The following is a 24,547-nucleotide window of genomic DNA, read 5'->3' on the forward strand; positions in this document are numbered from 1 at the left end:
GTCAGGCCTTCGACAGCGAACGGAGGGCGGCCCGCAGCAGGGCACCGACATCCGGGGTCAGATCGGTCCCGGCCTGGTCGGCGACGGCGTCGACCGCCTTCTCGGCGTCGCGGGTGTTGTAACCGAGGCCGATCAGGCCCTGGTGGACCTGGTCGCGCCACGGAGCCGCGCCGGTCGTCGTACTGCCTCCGGCGGAGCCGGTCGGCGCGCCGATCCGGTCCTTCAGCTCCAGGATGATGCGCTGGGCACCCTTCTGGCCGATGCCGGGCACCTTGGTCAGGGTCTTGACGTCCTCGGTCGCGATGGCGGTGCGGACGCCGTCCGGGGAGAGCACGGCGATGATCGACTGCGCCACCTTCGGCCCGACGCCCGATGCCGTCTGGACCAGCTCGAAGATCGTCTTCTCGTCCTCGTCGGCGAAGCCGTAGAGGGTCAGCGAGTCCTCGCGGACGATCATGCTCGTCGGCAGCAGTGCCTGGCGCCCGGTGCGCAGCTGGGCGAGGGTGCCCGGCGTGCACATCAGCTCGAGGCCGATGCCACCGACCTCGACCACGGCACTGGACAGGGTCAGGGCAGCAACATTGCCCCGGACGAACGCGATCATCGGACTCCTCCTGCAGCAGGGCGGCTCTGGCGGGCACCGGCAGCGGCCACGGCCGCCTCGAGCCGGGCCTGGCTGCCTCCTCGCCAGATGTGGGTGATGGCCAGCGCCAGCGCGTCGGCAGCATCAGCGGGCTTGGGCAACGCGTCGAGGCGAAGGATCCGGGTCACCATCGCACCGACCTGGGCCTTGTCGGCCCGACCGTTGCCGGAGACGGCTGCCTTGACCTCACTGGGCGTGTGCAGCGCGACCGGCAGCCCGCGCCGGGCCGCGCAGACCATGGCGATGCCGGCGGCCTGGGCGGTGCCCATGATCGTGCTGACGTCGGATCGGGCGAAGATCCGCTCGATCGCGACAGCGTCGGGACGGTGCTCGTCGAGCCAGGCGTCCACGCCCCGTTCGATCGTGACCAGCCGCTCGGGAACGGCCAACTGCGACGACGTACGGATCACGCCGACGTCGACCAGCGACAGCGGCCGGCCCACGGAGCCCTCGACCACGCCCATGCCGCAGCGGGTCAGCCCCGGGTCGATCCCGAGCACGCGCACGTCATCACCTCTCGTCCGAACAAGTGTTCGGACCCAACGCTAACCGGGCGCGTCGAAGTTGTGGCGATGACACGCCCAACTCATGCGTCGATGGACTCGAGCACGTCGTCGGGGATGTCGGCGTTGGAGAAGACGTTCTGCACGTCGTCGAGGTCGTCGAGCACGTCGACCAGCTTGAACACCTTGCCGGCGGCGTCGGGGTCCGCGACGGGAATGTCCATCGACGCGACGAACAGCACGTCGGCCGACTCGTAGTCGATACCGGCGTCCTGGAGCGCCGTACGGACGGCGACGACGTCGCTGGCCTCGGACTGGATCTCGAAGCTCTCACCGTGGTCGTTGACGTCCTCGGCACCGGCGTCGAGCGTCGCCTCGAGCACGTCGTCCTCGGAGACCGACTTGCCTTCCTGGTCCTTCGCGACGACGACGACGCCCTTGCGGGTGAACAGCCGCGAGACGGAGCCGGGGTCGGCCATGGTGCCGCCGTTGCGGGTGACCGCTGTGCGGACCTCCATCGCGGCGCGGTTCTTGTTGTCGGTCAGGCACTCGACGAGGAGGGCCACGCCCTGGGGCCCGTAGACCTCGTACATGATCGTCTCGTAGTTGACGCCGGTGCCTTCGAGGCCGCCGCCGCGCTTGACCGCCGAGTCGATGTTCTTGTTCGGGACCGACTGCTTCTTGGCCTTCTGGACGGCGTCGAACAGGGTCGGGTTGCCCGTGAGGTCGGGCCCACCCATCTTTGCCGCGATCTCGATGTTCTTGATCAGCTTGGCAAACAGCTTGCCGCGCTTGGCGTCGATGGCCGCCTTCTTGTGCTTCGTGGTTGCCCACTTGGAATGGCCCGACATTTCCGTCCCTCTTCCAGCTCTCTCTGCGAAACGACAACAGCGACTGAGTCTAGCCCTGCACCAGGTCGAGGAAGAGTCGGTGCACCCGACCGTCCCCGTCGACCTCGGGATGGAACGACGTCGCCATCAGGTGTCCCTGTCGTACGGCGACCGGGTGGCCGTGTGCCTCCGCGAGGACTTCGACGTCCGGGCCGGTCTGCTCCACCCACGGCGCGCGGATGAACACGGCGTGCACCGGCGCCGGGAGCCCGGCGAAGTCGAGGTCGGCCTCGAAGGAGTCGACCTGGCGTCCGAAGGCGTTGCGGCGAACGGTGACGTCCAGCCCGCCGATCGTCTCCTGGTCAGCCGTCCCGCCCTCGATCCGGTCGGCCAGCAGGATCATCCCCGCGCAGGTGCCGAAGGTCGGCATGCCGGCCTTCACCCGCTCACGGATGGGGTCGAGCAGCTCGAAGGTGCGGGCGAGCTTCGCCATCGTGGTCGACTCCCCACCCGGCAGCACGAGACCGTCGCACTGGTCGAGCTCCCGGGGGCGTCGTACGGGGAACGCGGCGGCCCCCAGGGCGGTCAGGGCCTGGAGGTGTTCCCGGACGTCGCCCTGGAGGGCGAAGACTCCGATCGCTGGCACGCCGGAAGCCTAGTGCGGCACCGCCGGGACACCTTCGCGGGGGCGTTGGCCCCCGGCGGTCCGGATCGCCGCCGGCGTCAGGCAGCCGAGCACGAGCACCGCCCACCACCACGTCGGCACCGCCGGCTCGATGGTGACCTCCAGCATTCCGTCTTCGTCCGGGTCGCGTACGACGACGGTGCCGACCTCACCCGCGGACAGCGGAGCGCTCTCGCCACCGTGGGTGGAGAGCCTGACGGGCAACAGCCCGGTGCCGACATAGGTGGCACGCGCCGCGGTCCCGTCGGGGGCGAAGGCGATCCGCTGGGCGCCGATCAGCGGCTGGTACACCGCCACGGCAATGCTGAGGACGGTCGAGGCGAGCATCATCGTGACGGGGAGTCGCCAGGTCGGCCCGACCGCTGCCCGTGCAACCACGACAACGGCCAGGCCACCCAGCAGGACCGGTGCGGAGACCACCAGCCAGCCCACGCCCCGCCACGTCATCCGGACCTCGCCCACCACGTCCGCGGCCGTCAGCCGCCAGGGGTCCGGGCCCGGGATGTCGCCCTTGGTGGTGAACGACCCGTCGTCGTACGTCGCGAGCACGCGGTGGCTGTAGAGCGCGTCGCTCCCGGGTGGGTGGAAGGTGATGAAGTCGCCCTCCTCGAGGGTGGCGGTGTCGACGGGCGCAATCCACAGCAGTGAGCCGACCGGTGCGGCCGTTCCCATCGACGGCGACTCGACGTGCACCCAGCGGCCGCCGTCGATACGCCACGAAACCAGCAGCACCAGGACGGCAGTCACAGCGACGGCAGCGGCGATGCGCGCCCACCTGGTCGCGCTCATCCGAGCAGCACTGCCGTGGTCCACGCGAACAACAGGCGCCAGCTGCTTCCCGACAGGCTGGCCCGGTGGCCCAGCGCCGTGACCAGCTCCAGGCCCGCGACATCGGTGTCGTACCCCGCCGGGACACGAGAGTACGACGTGGTGAGGACGTGGCTCGCTCCCCCTGCAGGTGCGGCAGCCGGGCTGGCTGGCAGCCAGCCAGAACTCGTCAGGGAAGCGAGCGCCGTCGGCGTGAACGCTGTGGTCGCACCGAGGGTCCACCCGAGGCGGACGTGCGCGCAGGGGTTGCCACCGGTCACGTAGGCGATCGCGGTCGCGAAGGTCGCCGTACGACCCTCAGCGAGCATCCACACGTGTTGGGCCCCGCTCAGGGCAGAGACGTACGCCGTTGACGACGCGGCGCCCGCCAGGGTCGAGACGGTGGCGCCGGACAGTGCGGTCGTCGTCCGGAAGACACCGGACAGCGAGCCCGTGAAGTACGGCGTTGGATTGCCGAGTCCGACGAGCCCGGTGGTGTCGGTCCACCCGACGTGCCACCACGCTGCGGAGCCGGTGCCCACGAGAAGGGTCACTCCGAGCGCCGTGTCGACCACGGCGCCGTCGACGTAGAGCCGCAGGTCGGTCGTCAGGGCGCCGCGTCCCACGGTGAGGGCGATGTGGTGCCACTGGCTGTCGCGGTAGTCCGTCCCCGCACCCGAGGCGACGGTCAGGATCACCGGGACAACAATGATCGGCACACCGTCGAACCGCGCCCGGACGCGCCCGGACGGATCGAGGTAAACGCTCGGGTTGGCGCCGGCGCTGGTGCTGTCGACAGGACTGGCGTTCAGGGAGAGCAATCCGCCTCCCGCGCTGCCGGGTGCCGCCTTGAACCACAGTCCGATCGTGTACGACGTCGAGGCGGCCGCCGCGGTCGTCGTCGAGATCACGTCCGCGGCGTACTGCGTGCTGCCGTCGAAGGCCGCAGCGCTCGTGGTGCCCCACTTGTCGGTCGCGTTGCGAGTCACCCGGTTGCGCGCCAGCAGTGGATCACCGCTCGTCGTGCTGTTGGCGAAGGCCGCGGGAGCACACGACGTGACCTGGACCTGCTGGGTGAACGCCCCGCCTCCGGTCGTCTGATTGCTCAGCGTCGTGTCGAGGGTCTGCGTCGAAGCCGACGAGGCGGCCGCGGTGACCGGGCTGCCTGCGCAGGCTGTGTCCGCGGGACCGGCGCCGACGCAGGTGGTGCTGGCGTAGGTGTGGCTGAAGGCCAGGCGTCCGGTCTTCGCCGTGTTGGTGGCGTTCGCGACCTGCGCGGTGGTCCAGCCGGCGCGGGTGGCCTCAGCACCGAGGACGAGGATCGCAAGTCCGACGACCAGGGCAAGGAGCAGCGGCCCGGAGCGCGGCCGCCACCTCATGACGCGAGGGTCCAGGTCAGCGGCTGGGAAGCGATGACGTTCTGGCTCGCGATGCTCGCTGCGGCGTTGAGCGCGATGGTGAACCGGCAGGTCCACTGGGCGCCCGCATTCAGTTCGGCGCCGGTCGCCGTGTGGACCTTCGTCGCCGTCGGCGGCACACCCGCGACGTGGACCAGGTCCACCCAGGCCGATCCGCCGGCGTACGTCCCACCGGGCGAGCAGGAGACGGCGACCGTCAGCTCACTGGTCGCGGTGCACAGGTTCGTGGCCGCCGGCGTCCCGCTGCCCGCCGTCGGGGTCTGGCTGCAGGCGCCTGGCGCGAGCGAGAAGGTCGCCGCGTTGGCGGCTCCGATGTTCGAGAACGTGACGTCCACGGTCCGCGATCCGCCGGGCATCAGTGGCGAGGCAGTGCCGCCGTACTTGTTGATCCCGCTGCAGGTCGAGACGTTGGTGGTCTGGTCGCTGGAACGACAGGTGGTGCTGCCGTCGGTCTCGGCCAGGATGACTGCCTTGGCGGTGGCGACGGCGTTGGTGTCGTTGCCGACGACGGCACTGGTCCAGGAAGCAAGGGCACCGGACGTGCCGAGCATCAGGACGGCAGCCGAACAAGCACCGGCGAGCCAGATCACGACGATGCCCCGCTGGCGATCAGCGCGACGTCGCGGCCGTGGTGCGCGGTGCCTGGTCGACATCTCACACCACGCTGATCCGCCAGACGAGGTCCTGCGCCACCGTCTGCCCGCCATAGTTCGCGGCCGTCGCGGCGGGCAGGGCCACCGTGAAGGTGCAGTCGACGGCGTCACCACTACCGAGCCCGCCGGTGATGGTCTGGGCGCCGCTGAAGGTCCCGAGCGCCACGGCCGCCACCGACAGGACATTGACCGCACCGGCGTCGTCGCAGGAGACCGCGACGGTCAGCTGGCTGCACAGGTCATCGAGGGGCGCAGGTGCCTGGCCGCTGTTGGTGCCGGAGTGGTACGTCGCGCTGCAGGCGCCGGGCGTCAGTGTGAAGGTCGCTGCGTCACCGCTACCCGTGTTGGTCAGCGTCACCGTCGTCGAGATGGAGTCACCCGGCTCGAGCGCCGTCACGCCGGTCGCTGCCGCGCCGTCGTCGCCGTACTTGTTGATGGTCGAGCAGGTGGCGGTGTTGCTCGCCGTCCCGCTGGTCGTGCACGTCGTCGCGCCCGGACCGGTCTCCTCGAGCACGACGGACGTCGCGCTGTCAGCATGGTTGTCGTCGTTGCCCAGGACCGCTTCGGTCCAGCTGGACAGGGTGCCACTGATACCGAGGGCCAACACCACCGCCGAAACAGCACCGGCAGCGGCGAGCACGAAGCCGCGGCGTCGGCGCGGATCACGAGGAAGGTTGGGGTTCATACCCCCTTCCATCGACCGGTCCAGACCAGTGCTGAGGACTTTCATCCCGGCAAGGCGGGACGGGAGTCCCTCAGGTCAGGGACCGCAGGTCTTGCTGTTGTTCTTGCCTGCGTAGTTGTAGGTGTTGGAAAGGGCCGATTCGACTCCTCCGACCACCGCGGCGATCCGGAACGTCCCGGCCTCGTCGTTGATCGGGACCGACAGTCCTGTGTACGGCGACGTGACGTCGGGCAGCGTCGTGGGCGGCCTGAAGCTGCCACCGCCTCCGTAGTACAGCTTGAACGAGTCGGCCGTGCCCGGTCCGGGCCAGGTCCAGTTGAGGGTGTACTCGGTGAGCCCGTTCGCAGGGATGCAACTGGTGATCGTCGGAGCGGCAGGGGCAGTGACCGTGAACCCGGTGTTCAGGGGCGTCGCTGCGTTGCCCGCGACATCGGTTGCGGTGAACGCCGTCGTGTAGGTGCCCACGACCATCAGGGCCGCGGTCAGCCCGCTGGTGCGGTACTGCGTGCCCGAGACCAGGGTCATCGATTGGGGCGAGCAGCCCGTTCCGTTGACGAACGCCGACCCGTTCCAGCACTGGACGGTCCCGCTCGTACGGACCAGCTTCACGAACACCGTGCTGATGCCGGATCCGCCGGTGTCAGTCGCTGTCACGCAGATCTGGTTGGGGCTCGACGCACAGCTGAGTCCGGTCCAACCGGCCCCGGACGCGCCGTTGGCCGGCAGCGGGTTGGAGAGCACCGGCGGGGTCGTGTCCACGACAGGGGTCGTGATGGTGGCGGTCGCGGTGGAGGTGTCGGTCCAGACGGCCGAGGTGAAGGCCCAGGGCGCTCCACCCGTCACTCCGATGACGCCGCCGAGGGCGATCACGGATGCGAGGCCAGCGGGTACCAGGACCCGGCTTCGGTTGCCGCTCTCACGTGGTGCGTCGCTGGCGCGGCGACCGAAGCCGAGGACGAGGGAGGCCAGGACCAGGAGAGCCATGACCAGGAGCCCGAACGGGCTCGACGCGGCGCTGAGCACGTGACCGGCGTACGGAACGCCGAGGACGACGCGGTCGGCGCCGGTGACGTAGTAGGTCTCCGCGTCCGGGGAGTCGTTGGTGTCACCCTGGAGCGTCAACGCAACCGCGTCGCCGGAGGGCACGGACTGCACCACGCGGTGAGTGACGCGGTTGCCCTCGGCATTGACGACGCTGACGACGTCGCCGACCTTGACGTCTGCGCCGGGCACCTCGTGGGCCACGCCCAGGGCCCCAGCCTCGAAGGCAGGGCTCATCGAACCTGAGGAGAAGACGAGCGGCGTGACGTTGAAGAGCCAGCCGGCCAGGAAGGAGGCGACGCACAAGGTGCCGACTGCTCCCCCGAGCCAGAGCACGGCTTCACGAGCCCAGCGAGCGGTCCTGGTCACAAGATCACCTGCGTCGCGTGGAAGGTGAAGACGACGTTGGAGGACAGGCCGCCGGCGGCGGCGCCCGGCGGCAGGGTCACCTGGACGCACAGGTCGTGGTACGGCGTCACGGCGGTCGCCTGCAGGCTGCCGCCCGAACCGCTGAACCCGTTGAGGCTGGCGTTGGCCGTGCCGACCGCCGTGCCGCCGGTGCAGGTGGATCCGCTCACGGTCCCGCCCTTGAGGACGGTCACCTTGAGGGCAGCGCCGAGGGTGCCGGACGCCGTCGCCGAGACCGTGTAGTTGAAGACCAGTCGACCGGTGCTGTTGTTCCTGACCCGGAGCACCTTGGCGACCGATCCACCCGCTGCTGAAGGCAGGCTGCTGTTCAGGTCGGTCCAGGTGTAGGTCTCGGGCTTCACCTTGTTGTTGGTGGCGAGGTCGATGTGGATCGCACCCGCCTGGACCGCGACACCGGGCACGCTGGCATCGTCGTGCCAGTAGGCCGCTGTACCGACCGCCCCGACACCGAGGAGGGCGCCGACGGACAGCAGGGCGCGCGTACGGCCGCGGCCGAACCAGCGGGCGCGTGGACTGCGGTGACTAGGCACGAGCGACCTCCTCGCGACGGTTGCGTCGCGGCAGGACGAGCGCCAGGCCGGCGCCGATCAGGCCGGCAGCGATCCAGATCGTGCCGGGTCCCACGGCAGAACCCGTGTCGGGCAGGCCGCTTTCCTGGCCGCCCACCTCACCATCACCGTCACCGTTGCCCTCTTCCTCACCGGCGACGTCACCGTCCTCGGACAAGGTGAGCGCCAACCGGAACGGGACCTCCAGGAGCTGCACCGTTGAGTCCCAGTCGAAGGTGGCGCGAACCTGAACCTGGCTCTGGGCGCCCTCGGGAACCTTGATCTCCGTCGCCACGCGATTGGTCCCGGCGTCGACGTCGAGCCACGCCCCGGTGCCGACGCGGGCCTCGATCGTGATGTCGTCGGAGACGAGAAGTGCATCCGGATCGGTCGCAACGACATCGACCGTCAGGACCCCGGCCGACGGACCGTCGTTGCGGACCCGGAAGGACCGCACCTCGACGTCGCCCGGAACGAACCGGAAGTCTGGAGCGAACAGGGGCCCGCTGAGCTGAGGGGCCCAGGTGACTCCGTCACGGCTCAACCCGATCTCGTCGTCGGCGTGCGCCGGGGCAGCACCGAGTGCGACCACCGCGATTGCGGTGACCACGATCGATGCCCAGCGGCGAATCATGACGACGAGCTCCCTGTCTGTTCCTTGTGCTTGCGATGTGCCCTGATGCCGATCAGGACCAGTACTGCGAGGAGGAGCACTGCTCCCCCAGCCGCCGCTGCAAGGCGGCGGTCCTGCTGGTCAGGTGCCGGTGACGGCACCTGCGTTGTCGCCACCTCGGTCGTGGTCCCCGACAGGGGTTCGACCTCGGTCGCTGGTGGTGACTGCTTCTGCCGGCGACGGTCGCGGATCGCTCCGACGAACATGAACGCTGCGTAGCCGACGAGGACCCCCGAGACTCCGACAACGGCCCATTGCCGCTGGTTTCCGGTCAATGCCGAGTTCAGGTGACCGAGGTAGGGAACCGAGTACCACAACTCCCCCTTCACCTGGACTGGCTGGACCGGAAGCGGATCCGGATCCTCGTTGGCGTCGCCTCGCGTGATCAGCTCCGTGGTGCCGTCGAAGCGGTTCGCCACGCCGACCACGCGGTGCGTCACGACCGTCGCCTTGCCCGACTCGAGCTGGTAGGTGATCACGTCACCGATCGAGATCTCATCGAACTCGACCGGCTTGACGACCACGAGCGTCCCGGGTGGATAGGTGGGGGTCATCGAGCCCGTCAGCACGGTGTAGGGAGTCGCCCCGGCGATCCGCGGTACCAGGACCGCGGCCGCCAGGACGACCACCACACCGAGAATCAGGAGCCAGAGGACGACCTGCCAGAGCCAGCCGAAGGTTGCTCGTACCGAGAGGGGCACCGATCAGCGCGGACGGTCAGACGATCAGGGCGTGTGGACCTGGGTCAGCGAGAACCCGAAGTCGCTCAGCGTCACGTCCTGGGTCTGCGTCCCATTGAGAGCGGTTCCCAGGAACGAGATCGTGATCGACGCCTCGACGACGTCGCCGTCGTTGGACTCGTCGATCTCGCCGTCAGCGACGGGGGTGCCGCCGATCTCGAACGAGCTGTCGATCGTCAGGTCGGCGGGAGCGAGGCTGCCACCGCGCACCGGGTCGGTCACGTCGAGCGTGGCGCGCAGGTGCTCGCCGGTCGCCTGGACCTCGAAGCTGCACTCCTTGGTCAGCACGTCTCCGGGCACGATCAGGTCGCCGGCTTCGTAGACCTTGTCGGCCTCGTCCTCGCCACTGTCGAACACCCAGGGGGCGTCGTCGCAGTCGTCTTCGACGATCTTCAGCTCACCGGCCGTGACGGCGATGCCATCGACACCGGCGTCTGCAGTCCAGAACGCGAGGGTGCCTGCACCACCCATGAGAAGGACCGCCGCAGATCCGGCTGCGAGCGCGCCCTTGGTTGACTTCTTCATTGACATCTCCAGTCCCCATTGGACCTGTGTCCCCAGGTCCACTTGATGAGCCTTCTCCTGAGGCATCAGCCTCACGAGCTCAAACGAAGGGGATCACGACAGGGCATGCCCTGTTCAGGAAACCGGGACTTTGTCCCGAAAGTTTTGCCAAGGGGTTCGACGAAATGTCAATCCATCGGTTCCGAGGGGTCCTCGGCACCGATGGCGGGCCCTGCCGGACCAGGTCCGGCAGGCGTCACCAGCCGCGTTCGGCGAGGCGGTGCGGCTGCGGAATGTCTTCGACGTTGATGCCGACCATGGCCTCACCGAGACCGCGCGAGACCTTCGCGACGACGTCGGGGTCGTCGTAGAACGTGGTGGCCTTGACGATCGCCTCGGCCCGCTCGGCGGGGTTGCCGGACTTGAAGATGCCCGAACCCACGAACACGCCTTCGGCACCGAGCTGCATCATCATCGCCGCGTCCGCCGGGGTCGCGATGCCACCGGCCGTGAAGAGGACGACGGGGAGCTTGCCGGAGCGCGCAACCTCGGCGACGAGCTCGTACGGCGCCTGGAGCTCCTTGGCCGCGACGTACAGCTCGTCCTCGGGCAGCGAGGAGAGGCGACGCAGCTCGCCACGGATGGTGCGCATGTGGGTGACCGCGTTGGAGACGTCACCGGTGCCGGCCTCGCCCTTGGAGCGGATCATGGCCGCACCCTCGGTGATCCGGCGCAACGCCTCACCGAGGTTGGTCGCACCACACACGAAGGGAACCGTGAAGTTCCACTTGTCGATGTGGTTCGCGTAGTCGGCCGGGGTCAGTACCTCGGACTCGTCGATGTAGTCCACACCGAGCGACTGCAGGATCTGGGCCTCGGCGAAGTGGCCGATCCGGGCCTTGGCCATCACCGGGATCGACACGGCCTCGATGATCGAGTCGATCATGTCCGGGTCACTCATCCGCGACACGCCACCCTGGGCGCGAATGTCAGCGGGAACACGCTCCAGCGCCATCACCGCAACCGCCCCGGCGTCCTCGGCGATCTTCGCCTGCTCGGCCGTGACGACGTCCATGATGACGCCACCCTTCAGCATCTCGGCCATGCCGCGCTTGACCCGGGTGGTGCCCTGTTCCTGCTGCTCGCTCATGCCACCGATTCTACGGCGACCTGCTCGAACCTCACGCTTCGGGGGCGTCAGTGGACGCCGCGGCGGCGGCTTCCTCCGCGATCGCCTGGCGTCGCACCTTCAGGACGCGGAAGACGACCGTGTAGGCGCTGGCGACGGCGAGCACCCAGAGGGTGACCTCCATCAGGATCGGCAGGTCGAAGATGTCCGACAGCCCGGTCATCACGAGGATGGAGACGAGCCGGTCAGCCCGCTCGGCGATGCCGCCCTTGGCGTCCATGCCGAGCGACTCGGCGCGAGCGCGGGCGTAGGAGGTGACCGAACCCATGACCAGGCACCACAGGCTCACGCAGAGGTACAGGTAGCTGTCGCCCTGGCCGGAGCCGGTGCCGGCGAAGTACAGCGCGAGGCCGCCAAAGATCGCACCGTCGCCGATCCGGTCGAGGGTCGAGTCCCAGAACGCCCCGAACTTCGAGGTCCGCCCCAGCTCTCGGGCCATGCGGCCGTCGATGATGTCGCTGAACACGAACGCGGTGATGAACAGGACGCCGTAGAGCAGCTCGCCGCGGGGGAAGAAGGCAAGTGCACCCACGACCACCCCGATCGTGCCCACGAGGGTCACCGCGTCGGGGCTGATGCCCATCCGGATGAAGAGACGGACGAAGGGGGCCAGCACGGTCCCGCCCCAGAACTCCTTGAAGCGCTCCAACACGGGTCGGAACCTATCAGCGCGCATCGACACGCGACGTGCTGGCGCTCGTCGCTACTCGACGACCCTGGTGTGCCAGGCGTCCACGAGCAGGTCGCGGGTCTGCTCCAGCAACTGGGGCAACGTGTTGGTGCCACCGATCACGGTCATGAAGTTCGAGTCTCCCGACCAGCGCGGCACCACGTGCTGGTGCAGGTGGCCCGAGAGCGACCCACCCGCCGCCTCACCGAGGTTGAGGCCGACGTTGAACGCCTGTGGCTGTGAAACGGACCGGATGGTGCGCAACGACGCCTGGGTCAGCACCGCGACCTCGTAGGTCTCGGCGTCCGTCAGGTCGGCGTAGTCGGCGACGTGCCGGTACGGCAGAACCATGAGGTGACCCGGGTTGTACGGATACAGGTTGAGGACGACGTACGCCGTCTCCCCTCGTACGACGACCAGGGAGTCGTCGGTCGACGTCGCCGGGTCGGCCGTGATCCGGCAGAACGGGCACACCGGACGGGGCTCGGCATGCGTCGGCGGTTCGACGTCCTCCTCGCCCCGCACGTAGGCCATCCGATGCGGCGTCCAGAGCCGGTCCAGCCGGTTGAGGTCGGACACGGCCCGGCTCACGCCCCTTCGCTGTCGGGAGAGAGCGCCTGCAGGAGGTCGACGATCGGCAGGTCCGGCAGGTTGATGCCGCGCGAGAGCGCCAGGCCGTTGATCTGGAGCCAGATCGACTCCGAGAGGATGCTGATGCAGGTGTCGATGCTGGGTTCGCGCACGTCGCGCTCGAGCCAGCGTCGCACGGCCGCGAACACGGCGCCGATCATGCCGAAGACCCAGGGGTCGAGCGCTGCACGGTCGTCGTCGCTGAGCTCGACTCCCACGGCTCCGACCACGATCGCCATCAGTCCCTCGATGCCCTCGGCCACCTGTTCGATGGCCTGTCCCAGGGGGCTCGGACCCCAACCAGCGAGGTCGCGCTCCGCGAACCAGTAGAGGCTCGGGTGGGCCTCGGCCCACCGGATGAAGCTGCCGACGATCCGGTGGATGATCTGGTCCGGTGTGCCGTCGTACGAGAGTGCGGGCAGCAGCGCGGCGCCGACGTCCTCACAGACCTGGCGCTGGACTGCCCGGTCGAGATCGGTGCGGTCCTCGAAGTGCCGGTAGATGACGGTGCGGCTCATCTTGGCCTCGTCGGCCACGGCCTGCACCTGGATCTCCTCACCCGGCGCCTGTCGCTCCATCACCGCGATGGCAGCGTCGATGATCACCTGCCGGCGCACCTGGTTGTGCTCCTGCCACCTGGTCCGGCGCCCGTCCAGCAACTCCGGGCTGTCGTCCGAAGACATCAGCACTCCCCTGTCCTTTTTCTCCCCACGTGCGGCCCCCTCCTGCCGGAGGTCCGGCACACCATGCGCAGACTAGCCAACGGCCCTCAGGTGTACCGGTGGAACCACTGCCCGAGGTCCCGCGCGATGCCGGGGCAGGTGATGTTCTGGTCCCGGCGTTCCTCGACCCACTGACCCATGACGGCGGGCCCGCCCTGGATCGACCAGTCGTCGCCGCAGCGATTCCGCGCCTCCGTGCGGGAGGTCTGTCCGGCGGCCCGCCACTCCGGGACTCCCCCGAGGGCCAGGTCGCCGACGACGCGCTGATAGAGGCTGGGGGTCGAGTACACGCCGATCCGGAAGCCGGCGTCGACGTACCCGCGGGCGACGCCCTCGATGACCGCGGCGTTGGCCTGGAGGTCGTCGCTCCACTCGAAGACCGGGACCGGTTCGACGTCGATCCAGACGATCGGGCTGAGCAGGCCGACCTGGCCCATGGTGCCGATGTTGAAGCGGGCCTGCTGGTAGCCGACGTTCTTGAGCCGACCGATCTTCGTCGACGCGTCGTGCGGGCCGTCGGCGCCGTACTTGGCGAGGGTGGCCTTGTCGGGATAGCTCGACACGGCGTAGACGGCGACGAGGACGTCGTTGTCCTTGGCCCACTTCACCTGGTCGGCCAGGCACGGGTTGGGCGTGAAGCCCGGGCCGTTGGTCAATCCGAGTACGACGTACTCCGCCGCCGGCAGCGGCATCGGCATGCCGAGGCCCTGCTTCTCGGGGATCCCCATCCCCTTGGGGCACTGCGGCCAGCTCACGTCGCCGCCGAGGACCTCGCCGTCCCGCGGGGCGATGTTGCTGGTGGGCTGGTTGCCCTCGCGAGCCAGGTTCTCCGCAGCCTCGGCCAGGTTGCTGGCGTCGGCGCCGGGATCACCGGCGTCACCTCCGGGACGACCGGTGTCGGTCGCCGACGTTGCTTCCGTCGTGGCGGTGCTGGCCGGCGGGCGCGGCGGCGCGCCCGCGGTCGGGTCGGTTCCGCCACACCCTGCGAGCAGGAGCAACAGGACCGACGAGGCCGCGACCGACGCCCGCCGCTTCACGATCAGACCTGCGAACGGGTGGCGACGGCCTCGAGGACCCGAGCGATGGCGTCGGCGATCGGCACGCCGTTGTCCTGTCGTCCGTCGCGATAGCGGAAGCTCACGGCGCCCGCCTCGACATCGTCCGCACCGGCGATCAGCATGAACGGCACCTTCTGCAGCTGCGCGTTGCGGATCTTCTTCTGCATCCGGTCGTCGGAGTCGTCGACCTCGACGCGCAGGCCGGCCGCCTTCATCTGCTTCGCCACGTCGTACAGGTAGTCCGCAAACGTGTCGGCGACCGGGATCGCCTGCACCTGGATCGGGGCGAGCCACGGGGGGAACGCTCCGGCGTAGTGCTCGACCAGGACACCGAAGAACCGCTCGAGCGAACCGAACTTCGCCGAGTGGATCATCACCGGCTGGTGCTTCTGGCCGTCAGCGCCGTTGTACTCGAGCTCGAACCGGGCCGGCTGGTTGAAGTCGTACTGGATCGTCGACATCTGCCAGGTGCGGCCGATCGCGTCGCGGCACTGGACCGAGACCTTGGGGCCGTAGAACGCGGCGCCGCCGGGGTCGGGGACCAGTTCGAGCCCCGACTCGACGCAGACGTCCTCGAGCACCTTGGTCGCGATCGCCCAGTCCTCGTCGGACCCGACGAACTTGTCCGGCTTGGAGTCGTCACGGGTCGACAGCTCGAGGTAGAAGTCGTCGAGGCCGAAGTCCTTGAGCAGGCCGAGCACGAAGTCCAGCAAGTGCTTGATCTCACCGGGGGCTTGTTCAGCGGTGACGTACGAGTGCGAGTCGTCCTGCGTCATGCCGCGAACGCGGGTCAGGCCGTGCACGACACCGGACTTCTCGTAGCGGTAGACCGAGCCGAACTCGAAGAGTCGCAACGGCAACTCGCGATAGGAGCGCCCGCGCGACTTGTAGATCAGGTTGTGCATGGGGCAGTTCATCGGCTTGACCATGTAGTTCGATCCCTCGAACTCCATGGGCGGGAACATCGTGTCCGCGTAGTACGGGAGGTGGCCCGAGGTGTAGAAGAGCTGGTCCTTGGTGATGTGCGGGGTGCCGACGTACTCGAACCCCTCCTCGATGTGGCGCTGGCGGACGTAGTCCTCCATCACGCGCTTGATCACGCCACCCTTGGGGTGGAAGACCGCGAGGCCGGAACCGATCTCGTCGGGGAAGCTGAACAGGTCGAGCTCGCGGCCGAGCTTGCGGTGGTCGCGGCGCTCAGCCTCCTCGATGCGGTGGAGGTGCTCGTCGAGCTCCTCCTTGCTCGGCCACGCGGTGCCGTAGATGCGCTGGAGCTGCTTGTTCTTCTCGTCGCCGCGCCAGTACGCCGCAGCGCTGCGCATCAGCTTGAAGGCCGGCACCCGCTTGGTGGTCGGCAGGTGCGGCCCGCGGCAGAGGTCCTTCCACGCGACCTCGTTGTTGCGGTTGAGGTTGTCGTAGATGGTCAGCTCGCCCGCGCCGACCTCGGCACCCGCGCCCTCCGCGGCTTCGCCGGCGTTGCCCTTCAGGCCGATCAGCTCGACCTTGTAGGGCTCGTCCTTCAGCTCCTCCAACGCGTCGGCATCGGTGGTCACGCGACGGGAGAACCGCTGGTTCTCCTTGATGATCTTGCGCATCGCGGTCTCGATCTTGACGAGATCCTCGGGAACGAACGGGGTCTCGACGTCGAAGTCGTAGTAGAAGCCGTTCGCGATCGGCGGGCCGATGCCGAGCTTGGCCTCCGGGAAGAGCTGCTGCACGGCCTGGGCGAGCACGTGCGCGGTGGAGTGGCGCAGGATGTCGAGGCCGTCCGGGCTGGTGATCGCCACGCCTTCGACCTCGTCGCCGTCCACGAGCTCGTAGGACAGGTCCTTGAGCTCGCCGGCAACCCGCGCCGCGATCACGTCAGGGTCCTCGCGGAACAGCTCCCAGGCCTTCGTGCCCGTGGCGACCGTCGAGTCCTGGCGCGCTTCGGCGGACAGTACGGCGACCTTGATGTCGGACACGAAATGACTCCTTGGTGGTGGTTCCCGAGACGTGCTGAGACGCGGCCGGATGGCCGGGTGTCGATCGTACCGACCGACGGCCGCGTGCCGCGCGGGAGTAAGGAACCCGGATGCAGGTGAGACGGTCCGCTCTCGCCGGCTCCGTCTCAGGCGCGCACGTCTCAGGCAGGCACCTCTCAGGCGCGCACGTCGCGGGCCCAGTGCCGCAGGGCACCGCACAGGGAGAAGAAGTCAGCCGCATCGCCTGCTGCCGCAAGCTCGGCGAAGCCGTCGTCCGGCACCACCCCGGCCGCCGCCAGCAGCTCCGCAGCATCGGGTCCGAGGCCCACGAACTTGTGGTGGGCGAAGGCGTCGCTGACGAAGTCCCGTGCGCTGGCCCGGCCGGCGAGGTCGGCGGCACCGTCCGCGGAGGGCAGCAGCGCGACTGCGTCGAACAGGACCGAGGGGCCGCCGTCGATCGCGTGGTCGGGGGTGAGGGAGCCGCCGCCCTTGAGCTTGACGGGTCCGATCGCCGGTGCGACGTACTCCACGACGGCGCCGGCGTCCTCGAAGGCCGATGTGACGGCGTTGACGAGGGCCTTGTCGCTGCCGGTGGTCACGAGCACGCCGAGCTTGCGGCCGGCGAACGACTCGGGGCCGTTGAGCAGGATGCTCAGGGCCGGTGACTCGGGCAGGTCGGTACGAGTGGGTACGGCGGCGGGCGAGGCTTCGGGCAACGGCATGGCCAGCTGGTCAGCGACTCGCTGGGCCAGGTCGTCAGCGACATTGCGGAGGTTGGCCAGCATCCGGGTGCGGATCTTCGTGTCCTCGACCTTGCCGAGCTCGAAGGCGAAGGCCGCGACGATGTGGTCGCGCTCCACGTCGGTCTGACTGATGAAGAACTGCCGCGCCTGGCTGTAGTGATCGGCGAACGACTCGGCCCGCAGCCGTCGCGTCGGCCCCTGCTCCTGCCGGAGCACGCTCTGATAGCCATGGGTGACGTCTGCGCGGGGTCCGCGGTCGTCGCCGGTCAGCGAGTTGGGCTCGTAGTTGCCCCGCCCCCGTTGCGGATCGGTCTGCATGTGCCCGTCGCGCTGGAAGTGCAGGACCGGGCAGCGAGGCGCATTGACCGGGAGCTGGGTGAAGTTCGTGCTGCCGAGGCGCTTGAGCTGGGTGTCGAGGTAGGAGAAGTTGCGGCCCTGCAACAGCGGGTCGTTGCTGAAGTCGACGCCGGGAATGACGTTGTGGGTGCCGAACGCCACCTGCTCGGTCTCGGCGAACACGTTGTCGACCACCCGGTCCAGGGTCAGCCGCGCGATGATGCGCACCGGCAACACCTCCTCGGGGATCACCTTGGTGGCGTCGAGGACGTCGAAGTCGAATCCGTCGGCGAACTTCTCGTCGAAGACCTGCACCCCGAGGTCCCACTGCGGGAAGTCGCCGGAGTCGATCGCGGCATAGAGGTCACGACGGTGGAAGTCCGGATCGGCGCCGTTGATCTTGAGCGCTTCGTTCCAGACCACCGACTGCAGGCCTTGCCGCGGCTTCCAGTGGAACTTGACGAAGGTGTCCCGACCGTCCGCGTCGACGAACCGGTACGTGTGGACGCCGAATCCCTCCATGAACCGGAAGGAACGCGGGATCGCACGGTCACTCATGGCCCACAACAGCATGTGCGTCGACTCCGGCATGAGCGACACGAAGTCCCAGAAGGTGTCATGGGCGGACGCGGCCTGCGGCCAACCGCGGTCCTGCTCCTCCTTGACCGCGTGGACGAGGTCGGGGAACTTCATCGCGTCCTGGATGAAGAAGACCGGAATGTTGTTGCCGACGATGTCCCAGTTGCCCTCGTCGGTGTAGAGCTTCACTGCGAAGCCACGAACATCGCGCGCGAGGTCCGGGGAGCCGAGGTTGCCGGCGACCGTGGAGAACCGGACGAACGCTTCGGTCTTCTTGCCCTTCGCCTGGAACGGGGCCGCCCTGGTCAGGTCCGTGATCGGGTCGAGGCACTCGAGGGTGCCGTGGGCGCCGTACCCGCGCGCATGGACGACACGCTCGGGGATGCGCTCGTGGTCGAAGTGGAACAGCTTGTCGCGAAACGCGAAGTCCTCCAGCAGGGTCGGTCCGCGATCGCCGACCTTGAGGGAGTTCTGGCCGTCGCCGAGCGGAGTGCCGGTCGCCGTCGTCATCCGTTCACCGCGCTTGACGCCCTGGTGCAGCTCGTCCCCCTCGCCGCGCTGCTCTGGCGTGCTGACGGGCGGTCGCTTCGTGGCCATGCGGACATTCCTTCGTCGAGGGTCCGGCGCTCTCCCACTTGCGACGCGCCAGGTACGTAGACGCGCGTTACCCGGTTGCCGGGAACCTACCCCGGTGAAACGAAGAGACCCCCGGCCGATTCACCCGGCTGGGGGTCTCTTGGTGTCGCTTGCTGCGGCTTATCGGTGGGCGATACTGGGTTCGAACCAGTGACCTCTTCGGTGTGAACGAAGCGCGCTACCACTGCGCCAATCGCCCGATCGTGATGCGGTCGCAGACTCTAACGCATCCCGATCATGCCACCGGAATCGGGCCGGGGTCGTCGTACTCCTGACAAGGCCGGGAGATCACCCGAGGTGGTGCACCTCCTGGAGCCGGTGGACCGGCGTCTCGAGGCCCGCGTGCCGGGCCTTGAGCTGCAACGCGAGGTACAACGAGTAGTGGCGGGACTGGTGGAGGTTGCCGCCGTGGAACCAGAGGTTCTCCTGCTGGGTCGGCTTCCACATGTTGCGCTGCTCCCCCTCCCACGGTCCGGGATCCTTCGTCGTGTCGGAGCCCAGGCCCCAGACCTTCCCGACGCGGTCCGCGACCTCCTGGCTGATCAGGTCGGCCGCCCACCCGTTCATCGAGCCGTAGCCCGTCGCGTAGACGACCAGGTCGGCCGGCAGCTCCGTTCCGTTCGCGAGTACGACGGCACGCTCGTCGAGGTGGTCGACCTCGCCCTTCGCCAGCTTCACGTCACCGCTGGCCACGAGCTCGGCGGCGCCGACGTCGATGTAGTAGCCCGAGCCTCGGCGCAGGTACTTCATGAACAGGCCCGAGCCGTCATCGCCCCAGTCGAGGTCGAAGCCGGCCGCGGTCATCCGGTCGTAGAAGTCCTTGTCGCGCTCCTTCATCTGGTCGTAGAGCGGGATCTGGAACTCATGCATGATCCGGTAGGGCAACGACGCGAAGATCAGGTCCGCCTTCTCGGTGGTGACGCCGGCCTCGAGCGCCCGCTCCGAGTAGAGGTCGCCGAGGCCGATGTCCATGAGCGTGTCGCTCTTCACGATGTGCGTGGAGGACCGCTGCACCATCGTGACGTCGGCACCGTGCTCCCACAGCGCCCCGCAGATGTCGAAGGCGGAGTTGTTGCTGCCGATCACGACGACCTTCTTGCCCGTGTAGGCGTCGGGGCCGGGGTGCTGCGACGAGTGGTGCTGCTCGCCCGCGAACACGTCCTGGCCGGGGATGGTCGGGATGTTGGCCTTGCCCGACATCCCGGTCGCCATCACCAGCTGCGAAGGCTTCAGGACGAGCGGCTTGCCCTCGCGCTCGAGATGCACCGTCCACTCCCCCGCGGCCTCGTCGTAGGAGGCCTTCGTGGCCATGGTGTTCGACCAGTACGGCACCTCCATGACCTGCGTGTAGAACTCCAGCCAGTCACCGACCTTGTCCTTGGGCGCGAAGACCGGCCAGTTGTCCGGGAACTTGAGGTACGGCAGGTGGTCGTACCAGACCGGGTCGTGCAGGCAGAGGGACTTGTAGCGGTTGCGCCACTGGTCGCCCGGTCGCGGGTGCTTGTCGATCACAAGGGCGGGTACGCCGAGCTGGCGCAGCCGGGCACCGAGGGCGATGCCGCCCTGACCGCCGCCCACGACGAGCACGTACGGCTGGGTGTCCACTCCGAGTGCCGCCTCCTCGGCACGGCGCTTCTCCGCCCAGGTCACGCGGTCGCGGGTCGCGCCATGCTCGGCGCCCATCGGACGTCGTACTCCACGGGGCTCCTCGTGGCCCTTGAGCTCGTAGAGCGTCGTGAGGAACGTCCAGGCCTTCGGGCCGTCCTCGTCGACCAGCCGGACAAGTCCGCGGCCGCGGCCGACGGCGGTCTCGAACTCGAACCACGCCGTGGTGACGCCGTCAGCGGTGGCGGCCGGCTCCGACAGGCGGAACCCACGGGGGTCCACACGGTCGAGGGTCTGGGTGAGGAGGTCGGCCACACCGACCGGGTCCTCCACGGTGGTGAGGTTCCACGAGAACGCGACCAGGTCCCGCCAGAAGCTGGTGGCGGCGAAGAGGCCGGCGGCCCGGTCGATGTCGCGGGCGGCGAAGGCCTCCTCAAGGGCGGCGAACCACGTGGTGGCGGGGTCGGACGCGCCGGCGGTTGGGGCGGCGTCCACGGGACGTTCGTCGAGTTGGGTCATGCCGACAGGACACTCCGCGGCGGTGACCCCCGGGAACCGTTGCACGTTGTTGCATGTGGTCCCCGTCACATCGCCGGACCTACAGTGAACGCATGACCGCACCGACCGATCTGGTGACGCGGGCTCGTGACCTGGTCCGGATCCACGACGCCGTGCTGTCCGGCGGTGCGCCCCCGGAACGGCCACGGCCGGTTGTCGCGCGTTCGTGGAACCGGGTGCTCGGACTCGGCATCGACCCTGACGGTCGCAACGGTCGCGATCCGCTTGCCCCGTTCGAGGTGGACGAACGTCGTCGTACGTCGCGGCTGGCCCTGGTCATCGACGAGATCCGGGAGCTGCTGCTGAGCGCCGCCGACGCGTCGAACTACCTCGTCGTGGTGGCCGATGCCGACGGAATCGTGCTGTGGCGCAGCGGCTCGCCCCGGGTCAAGCGCCAGGCGGACCACCTCGGGTTCGCCGAGGGCGCGGTCTGGACCGAGGGCGCCGTCGGCACCAACGCCATCGGCACGGCGCTGGCGGAGTCCGCGCCCGTGCAGCTGTTCTCCGCCGAGCACTTCGAGAACGCACAGGTGCCCTGGTACTGCACGGCCTCCCCGATCCACGACCCGATCGACGGCAGCCTCCTCGGCATCGTCGACGTGAGCGGGCCGGCACTCACGCTGCACCCGGCGATCGAGGCCCTCGTCACGGCATCCGTGCGGCTGGCGGAGGCCAGGTTGTGGCGCCATCACGAGGAGGGCCTGGAGCTGCTCCGGCGTACGGCGGAACCGCTGCTGTCCGGCGCCAACGGACCGTTGCTCGTGGTCGACGACCACGGCTGGGTGGCAGCCCACCAGGGCGTCGCGGTGCGCGACCGGGTGGAAGCACCACGCGCCGACCGGGCGCTGGCCGTGCCCGGCCTGGGCCTGTGCCTGCCCGAGCGGCTGCGCGGCGGGTGGCTGATCCGTCCGTCCGGAGGCGGGCACGTGCTGCGCGCCACCCTCGACCTGACCGCCTCCCCCGCGATGCTCGAGGTCACCGGCGGCGACGCTCCCTGGCGGGTGGCGCTGTCACCCCGGCACGCGGACATCGTGGCCATCCTCGGCGCGGCCGGCCGTGTCGGCGTCACCGCAGCCACCCTCAGCCATCGGTTGTACGGCGACGGCGAGCACCAGGTGACGGTCCGGGCCGAGGTGTCGCGGATGCGCCGCGCTCTCGGTGCGCTGCTCGCGACGAACCCCTACCGGCTCGGCGCAGGCGTCGAGCTCACGGTGATCGAGTCAGCGAGAGCCTAGGCTCAGAGAGCCCGGCGGATGTGCTCGGCAAGGCGCGCGATCTGTTCCTCGTTGCGCGCGTAGTGAGTCCACTTGCCGACGCGCGTAGCGGTCACGAGTCCAGCGGCCGCGAGGCTCGCCATGTACTGCGACGCCGTCGACTGCGAGACGTTCGCCCTTGCCTGGATGTGCTTCAGGCACACCCCGACCTCCTCGGCCGGTTCCAGTTGCGACGGGAACGAACCGACGTCCTTGAGCCAACCGAGGATCCGCACCCGCGCCGGATTGGCCAGCGCCTTGAGCGCGGCCTCCAGCTCGTCGGTCTGCAGCGTCGGCTCCACCCGTGCATCCTAGACGCATCGGCAATATGCGATGGATCTGTGGCATACTCAGATCGTCATTTCACGATTCATCGATGGGAAGAGTCAGCTGATGCCGCACGGAACCAAGGTCGCACTCGTCGTCGGAGCTCGAGGGGTGATCGGGGGCAACCTGGTCGAGCACCTGGCCTCACTGGGCGACTGGGAGATCGTCGGGCTCTCTCGATCGGGTGGCGTCGACACCGACCGCGTTCGCCACATCGCCGTCGACCTCCTGGACCAGGCCGACACGGCTGCGAAGCTCGCGCACCTCGCCGGCGTGACCCACGTCTTCTACGCCGCCTACCAGGACCGCCCCTCGTGGGCAGAGCTCGTCGCCCCGAACCTGACCATGCTCGTCAACACGATCACCACGATCGAGTCCGTGGCGACGAACCTCGAGCACGTCAGCCTGATGCAGGGCTACAAGGTGTACGGCGCCCACCTGGGGCCGTTCCGGACCCCTGCCCGCGAGGACGACGCCCGCCACATGCCGCCAGAGTTCAACGTCAGCCAGCAGGACTTCCTGGAGGAACGCCAGCACGGCAAGAACTGGACCTGGTCGGCGATCCGCCCGTCCGTGGTGTGTGGGTTCGCACTGGGGAACCCGATGAACCTCGCGGTGCTGCTGGCGACGTACGCGACCATCTCGAAGCACCTCGGCGTGCCGCTGCGCTTCCCGGGAAAGCCCGGCGCCTGGACGAGCCTCATCGAGATGACCGATGCCGGCCTCCTCGCCGAGGCGACCGTCTGGGCAGCAACGACACCGGAGTGCGCCAACCAGGCCTTCAACATCAACAACGGCGACCTGTTCCGCTGGCAGGACATGTGGCCGGTCATTGCCGAGAACTTCGGACTCGAGACGGCTGCTCCCCTGCCGTTGGCACTGGTGGACGTGATGGCGGAAAAGGAATCGATCTGGGATGAGATCGTGCGCGAGCACGACCTCGAGCCGATCCCCTACTCACAACTGTCGTCGTGGGCCTTCGGCGACTTCGTGCTCGGCTGGGACTACGACGTCATTGCCGACGGCTCCAAGGCCAGGCGCATGGGATTTCACCGCCATGTCGACACCCGCGCCATGTTCGTCGAGATCCTCGACGGCCTGCGCCAGCGTCGGATCATCCCCTGACCTCGCGGACGAACAACGGTCAACGGTCGAACCCCAGCAGCTCCGGCTCCCGCTCACGCCAGGCCGCGGCCGCCGCGAGGGTGATCGGACCGGGCGCCGGGAGCTCACGGTCGTCCCAGAGGTGCACGCCCTGGACGTCGCGCGTGGTCGAGACGAGGAAGATCTCGTCGGCCGCCGCCGCGACCGCCAGCGGTTCGTCGACCTCACGCCCGGCGAACCATTCGAGGACCAGGTCACGGGTGACGCCGGCCAGACAGCCACTGGCGAGGGTCGGGGTGCGCAGCTCGCCGTCCACCACGTAGAAGACGTTGGTACCCGTGCCCTCACAGAGGTTGCCCGCGAGGTTGGCGAAGATCGCCTCCGTCGCACCCTTCGCGCGGGCAGCCTCGAGCGCCACCACGTTCTCCGCGTAGGACGTCGTCTTCAGCCCGGCCAGCGCACCGCGTTCGTTGCGCGGCCAGGGCACCGTGATCACGGCCGTCGTCTCCGCCGCCGCCTCCATGGGCGACGCGACCACGATCAGCGTCGGCGGCTCGTCCCCCCGCCCGGATCCCAGCGGCGCGTTCCCGCCGGTGACGGTGATCCGCAGGCGACCCAACGGCATCGGGTCGCCGTCGAGCACGGCAGCCACTCCCCGTCGTACGGCGTCGGGCGAGAGCCCGACCAGGCCGAGGCCGGCCGCGGACCGCTCCAGCCGGTCGAGGTGGCGCTGGAAGGCGAACGGCTGGCCGTCGACCACCTTGACGGCTTCGAACACCGCGTCGCCGACGGTCAGGCCGTGGTCGGTGACAGGCACCGCCGGAGCGGTCGCATCGGGCAGCATCCGGCCGTTGATCCACACGCGCATGGGACCACCCTAGAAGCACCCTGTTCAGGCACCGGGTGCCGCCGCGACATCCCGAAGGAGGGGCCCGTTTTGGCACGGCCGACCCCATCGGCTAATGTTCTGACGCGCACCAGAACAGGGTCGAAAAACCCGAAGATGGCGTGCAT

25 protein-coding genes and 1 tRNA gene are annotated in these 24,547 nt (G+C 68.9%); 2 read left to right on the forward strand and 24 right to left on the reverse strand.

Features of this window, described 5'->3' with window-relative positions; translation table 11 throughout:
- Nucleotide 1 precedes the first annotated feature (1 nt).
- The 22 genes from ruvA to ACOACQ_RS17570 form a co-directional block, all read right to left on the reverse strand.
- Complete coding sequence (ruvA, locus tag ACOACQ_RS17465; RefSeq protein WP_378597890.1) at nt 2-604, reverse strand: Holliday junction branch migration protein RuvA; 603 nt, start codon at nt 602-604, stop codon at nt 2-4.
- Nucleotides 601-1,149: a crossover junction endodeoxyribonuclease RuvC gene (ruvC, locus tag ACOACQ_RS17470; protein WP_420288900.1), complete on the reverse strand. Its 549-nt coding sequence runs from the start codon at nt 1,147-1,149 to the stop codon at nt 601-603. Before ruvC ends, ruvA begins: the two co-directional genes overlap by 4 nt.
- Nucleotides 1,150-1,229: 80 nt before the next feature.
- Complete coding sequence (locus ACOACQ_RS17475) at nt 1,230-1,997, reverse strand: YebC/PmpR family DNA-binding transcriptional regulator (RefSeq protein WP_420288901.1); 768 nt, start codon at nt 1,995-1,997, stop codon at nt 1,230-1,232.
- 49 nt (nt 1,998-2,046) lie between these two features.
- Complete coding sequence (gene pdxT / locus ACOACQ_RS17480; RefSeq protein ID WP_420288902.1) at nt 2,047-2,622, reverse strand: pyridoxal 5'-phosphate synthase glutaminase subunit PdxT; 576 nt, start codon at nt 2,620-2,622, stop codon at nt 2,047-2,049.
- Between the two features lie 9 nt (nt 2,623-2,631).
- Complete coding sequence (locus tag ACOACQ_RS17485; RefSeq protein WP_420288903.1) at nt 2,632-3,450, reverse strand: hypothetical protein; 819 nt, start codon at nt 3,448-3,450, stop codon at nt 2,632-2,634.
- Nucleotides 3,447-4,847: a hypothetical protein gene (locus ACOACQ_RS17490; protein WP_420288904.1), complete on the reverse strand. Its 1,401-nt coding sequence runs from the start codon at nt 4,845-4,847 to the stop codon at nt 3,447-3,449. Before ACOACQ_RS17490 ends, ACOACQ_RS17485 begins: the two co-directional genes overlap by 4 nt.
- Nucleotides 4,844-5,539: a hypothetical protein gene (locus ACOACQ_RS17495; protein ID WP_378597874.1), complete on the reverse strand. Its 696-nt coding sequence runs from the start codon at nt 5,537-5,539 to the stop codon at nt 4,844-4,846. The genes ACOACQ_RS17490 and ACOACQ_RS17495 overlap by 4 nt, the downstream gene beginning before the upstream one ends.
- Before the next feature lies 1 nt (nt 5,540).
- Nucleotides 5,541-6,224 carry a hypothetical protein gene (locus ACOACQ_RS17500; protein WP_378597872.1) on the reverse strand — a complete coding sequence of 228 codons (684 nt, stop codon included), beginning with the start codon at nt 6,222-6,224 and terminating at the stop codon, nt 5,541-5,543.
- A 75-nt stretch (nt 6,225-6,299) separates the two neighbouring features.
- The gene (locus ACOACQ_RS17505) at nt 6,300-7,634 is read right to left on the reverse strand and encodes a signal peptidase I (RefSeq protein WP_420288905.1); all 1,335 of its coding nucleotides are present in this window, start codon (nt 7,632-7,634) and stop codon (nt 6,300-6,302) included.
- The gene (locus tag ACOACQ_RS17510; protein WP_420288906.1) at nt 7,631-8,224 is read right to left on the reverse strand and encodes a SipW-dependent-type signal peptide-containing protein; all 594 of its coding nucleotides are present in this window, start codon (nt 8,222-8,224) and stop codon (nt 7,631-7,633) included. Before ACOACQ_RS17510 ends, ACOACQ_RS17505 begins: the two co-directional genes overlap by 4 nt.
- A complete protein-coding gene (locus ACOACQ_RS17515; RefSeq protein WP_378596690.1) occupies nt 8,217-8,876 on the reverse strand; it encodes an LPXTG cell wall anchor domain-containing protein in 660 nt (219 codons plus the stop codon). The genes ACOACQ_RS17510 and ACOACQ_RS17515 overlap by 8 nt, the downstream gene beginning before the upstream one ends.
- Nucleotides 8,873-9,616, reverse strand: a complete 744-nt coding sequence (locus tag ACOACQ_RS17520) for a signal peptidase I (protein WP_378596692.1) — start codon at nt 9,614-9,616, stop codon at nt 8,873-8,875. Before ACOACQ_RS17520 ends, ACOACQ_RS17515 begins: the two co-directional genes overlap by 4 nt.
- Nucleotides 9,617-9,640: 24 nt before the next feature.
- Nucleotides 9,641-10,180: an alternate-type signal peptide domain-containing protein gene (locus ACOACQ_RS17525; RefSeq protein ID WP_420288907.1), complete on the reverse strand. Its 540-nt coding sequence runs from the start codon at nt 10,178-10,180 to the stop codon at nt 9,641-9,643.
- A gap of 235 nt (nt 10,181-10,415) precedes the next feature.
- Complete coding sequence (gene pdxS, locus ACOACQ_RS17530) at nt 10,416-11,309, reverse strand: pyridoxal 5'-phosphate synthase lyase subunit PdxS (RefSeq protein ID WP_420288908.1); 894 nt, start codon at nt 11,307-11,309, stop codon at nt 10,416-10,418.
- A 31-nt stretch (nt 11,310-11,340) separates the two neighbouring features.
- Nucleotides 11,341-12,000 (reverse strand): phosphatidylinositol phosphate synthase, encoded by a 660-nt coding sequence (pgsA, locus tag ACOACQ_RS17535; RefSeq protein ID WP_420288909.1) that lies wholly within the window; start codon nt 11,998-12,000, stop codon nt 11,341-11,343.
- Between the two features lie 51 nt (nt 12,001-12,051).
- Nucleotides 12,052-12,609 (reverse strand): HIT family protein, encoded by a 558-nt coding sequence (locus ACOACQ_RS17540; protein WP_378595983.1) that lies wholly within the window; start codon nt 12,607-12,609, stop codon nt 12,052-12,054.
- Nucleotides 12,606-13,331, reverse strand: coding sequence for a TetR/AcrR family transcriptional regulator (locus ACOACQ_RS17545; RefSeq protein ID WP_378595984.1), 726 nt, complete (start codon nt 13,329-13,331; stop codon nt 12,606-12,608). The genes ACOACQ_RS17540 and ACOACQ_RS17545 overlap by 4 nt, the downstream gene beginning before the upstream one ends.
- 86 nt (nt 13,332-13,417) lie before the next feature.
- Nucleotides 13,418-14,407, reverse strand: coding sequence for a hypothetical protein (locus ACOACQ_RS17550; RefSeq protein WP_378595986.1), 990 nt, complete (start codon nt 14,405-14,407; stop codon nt 13,418-13,420).
- Nucleotides 14,408-14,409: 2 nt separating this feature from the next.
- Entirely contained in the window at nt 14,410-16,392 is a 1,983-nt protein-coding gene (gene thrS / locus ACOACQ_RS17555) for a threonine--tRNA ligase (protein ID WP_378595987.1), read from the reverse strand.
- Nucleotides 16,393-16,568: 176 nt separating this feature from the next.
- Nucleotides 16,569-18,647: a catalase gene (locus ACOACQ_RS17560; RefSeq protein ID WP_420288910.1), complete on the reverse strand. Its 2,079-nt coding sequence runs from the start codon at nt 18,645-18,647 to the stop codon at nt 16,569-16,571.
- 166 nt (nt 18,648-18,813) lie between these two features.
- A tRNA-Val gene (locus ACOACQ_RS17565) sits at nt 18,814-18,885 on the reverse strand.
- Between the two features lie 89 nt (nt 18,886-18,974).
- A complete protein-coding gene (locus ACOACQ_RS17570) occupies nt 18,975-20,810 on the reverse strand; it encodes a flavin-containing monooxygenase (RefSeq protein WP_420288911.1) in 1,836 nt (611 codons plus the stop codon).
- A 92-nt stretch (nt 20,811-20,902) separates the two neighbouring features.
- Here ACOACQ_RS17570 and ACOACQ_RS17575 point away from each other — a divergent pair, with 92 nt between their 5' ends.
- Complete coding sequence (locus ACOACQ_RS17575; protein ID WP_420288912.1) at nt 20,903-22,084, forward strand: GAF domain-containing protein; 1,182 nt, start codon at nt 20,903-20,905, stop codon at nt 22,082-22,084.
- A 2-nt stretch (nt 22,085-22,086) separates the two neighbouring features.
- Here the strand turns inward: ACOACQ_RS17575 and ACOACQ_RS17580 are convergent, their stop codons facing one another.
- On the reverse strand, nt 22,087-22,404 hold the full coding sequence (locus tag ACOACQ_RS17580) for an ArsR/SmtB family transcription factor (RefSeq protein ID WP_420288913.1): 318 nt from the start codon (nt 22,402-22,404) through the stop codon (nt 22,087-22,089).
- A 91-nt stretch (nt 22,405-22,495) separates the two neighbouring features.
- On the opposite strand from ACOACQ_RS17580, the gene ACOACQ_RS17585 reads away from it, so the two are divergent.
- Nucleotides 22,496-23,554, forward strand: coding sequence for an SDR family oxidoreductase (locus ACOACQ_RS17585; protein WP_420288914.1), 1,059 nt, complete (start codon nt 22,496-22,498; stop codon nt 23,552-23,554).
- A gap of 19 nt (nt 23,555-23,573) precedes the next feature.
- Here the strand turns inward: ACOACQ_RS17585 and ACOACQ_RS17590 are convergent, their stop codons facing one another.
- Nucleotides 23,574-24,401, reverse strand: a complete 828-nt coding sequence (locus tag ACOACQ_RS17590) for an aminotransferase class IV (protein ID WP_420288915.1) — start codon at nt 24,399-24,401, stop codon at nt 23,574-23,576.
- Between the last annotated feature and the right edge of the window lie 146 nt (nt 24,402-24,547).

The organism is Nocardioides sp. CPCC 206347 (genome assembly GCF_048654605.1).
Classification (GTDB): Bacteria; Actinomycetota; Actinomycetes; order Propionibacteriales; family Nocardioidaceae; genus Nocardioides.

Excerpts from the sequence above, each read along its gene's own strand:
- ruvA (WP_378597890.1), bottom strand. The coding sequence starts at position 604 with ATGATCGCGTTCGTCCGGGGCAATGTTGCTGCCCTGACCCTGTCCAGT.
- ACOACQ_RS17475 (WP_420288901.1), bottom strand. The coding sequence starts at position 1,997 with ATGTCGGGCCATTCCAAGTGGGCAACCACGAAGCACAAGAAGGCGGCC.
- ACOACQ_RS17485 (WP_420288903.1), bottom strand. The coding sequence starts at position 3,450 with ATGAGCGCGACCAGGTGGGCGCGCATCGCCGCTGCCGTCGCTGTGACT.
- ACOACQ_RS17490 (WP_420288904.1), bottom strand. The coding sequence starts at position 4,847 with ATGAGGTGGCGGCCGCGCTCCGGGCCGCTGCTCCTTGCCCTGGTCGTC.
- ACOACQ_RS17495 (WP_378597874.1), bottom strand. The coding sequence starts at position 5,539 with ATGTCGACCAGGCACCGCGCACCACGGCCGCGACGTCGCGCTGATCGC.
- ACOACQ_RS17500 (WP_378597872.1), bottom strand. The coding sequence starts at position 6,224 with ATGAACCCCAACCTTCCTCGTGATCCGCGCCGACGCCGCGGCTTCGTG.
- ACOACQ_RS17515 (WP_378596690.1), bottom strand. The coding sequence starts at position 8,876 with ATGATTCGCCGCTGGGCATCGATCGTGGTCACCGCAATCGCGGTGGTC.
- ACOACQ_RS17525 (WP_420288907.1), bottom strand. The coding sequence starts at position 10,180 with ATGAAGAAGTCAACCAAGGGCGCGCTCGCAGCCGGATCTGCGGCGGTC.
- pdxS (WP_420288908.1), bottom strand. The coding sequence starts at position 11,309 with ATGAGCGAGCAGCAGGAACAGGGCACCACCCGGGTCAAGCGCGGCATG.
- ACOACQ_RS17545 (WP_378595984.1), bottom strand. The coding sequence starts at position 13,331 with ATGTCTTCGGACGACAGCCCGGAGTTGCTGGACGGGCGCCGGACCAGG.
- ACOACQ_RS17560 (WP_420288910.1), bottom strand. The coding sequence starts at position 18,647 with ATGGCCACGAAGCGACCGCCCGTCAGCACGCCAGAGCAGCGCGGCGAG.
- ACOACQ_RS17570 (WP_420288911.1), bottom strand. The coding sequence starts at position 20,810 with ATGACCCAACTCGACGAACGTCCCGTGGACGCCGCCCCAACCGCCGGC.
- ACOACQ_RS17575 (WP_420288912.1), top strand. The coding sequence starts at position 20,903 with ATGACCGCACCGACCGATCTGGTGACGCGGGCTCGTGACCTGGTCCGG.
- ACOACQ_RS17585 (WP_420288914.1), top strand. The coding sequence starts at position 22,496 with ATGCCGCACGGAACCAAGGTCGCACTCGTCGTCGGAGCTCGAGGGGTG.
- ACOACQ_RS17590 (WP_420288915.1), bottom strand. The coding sequence starts at position 24,401 with ATGCGCGTGTGGATCAACGGCCGGATGCTGCCCGATGCGACCGCTCCG.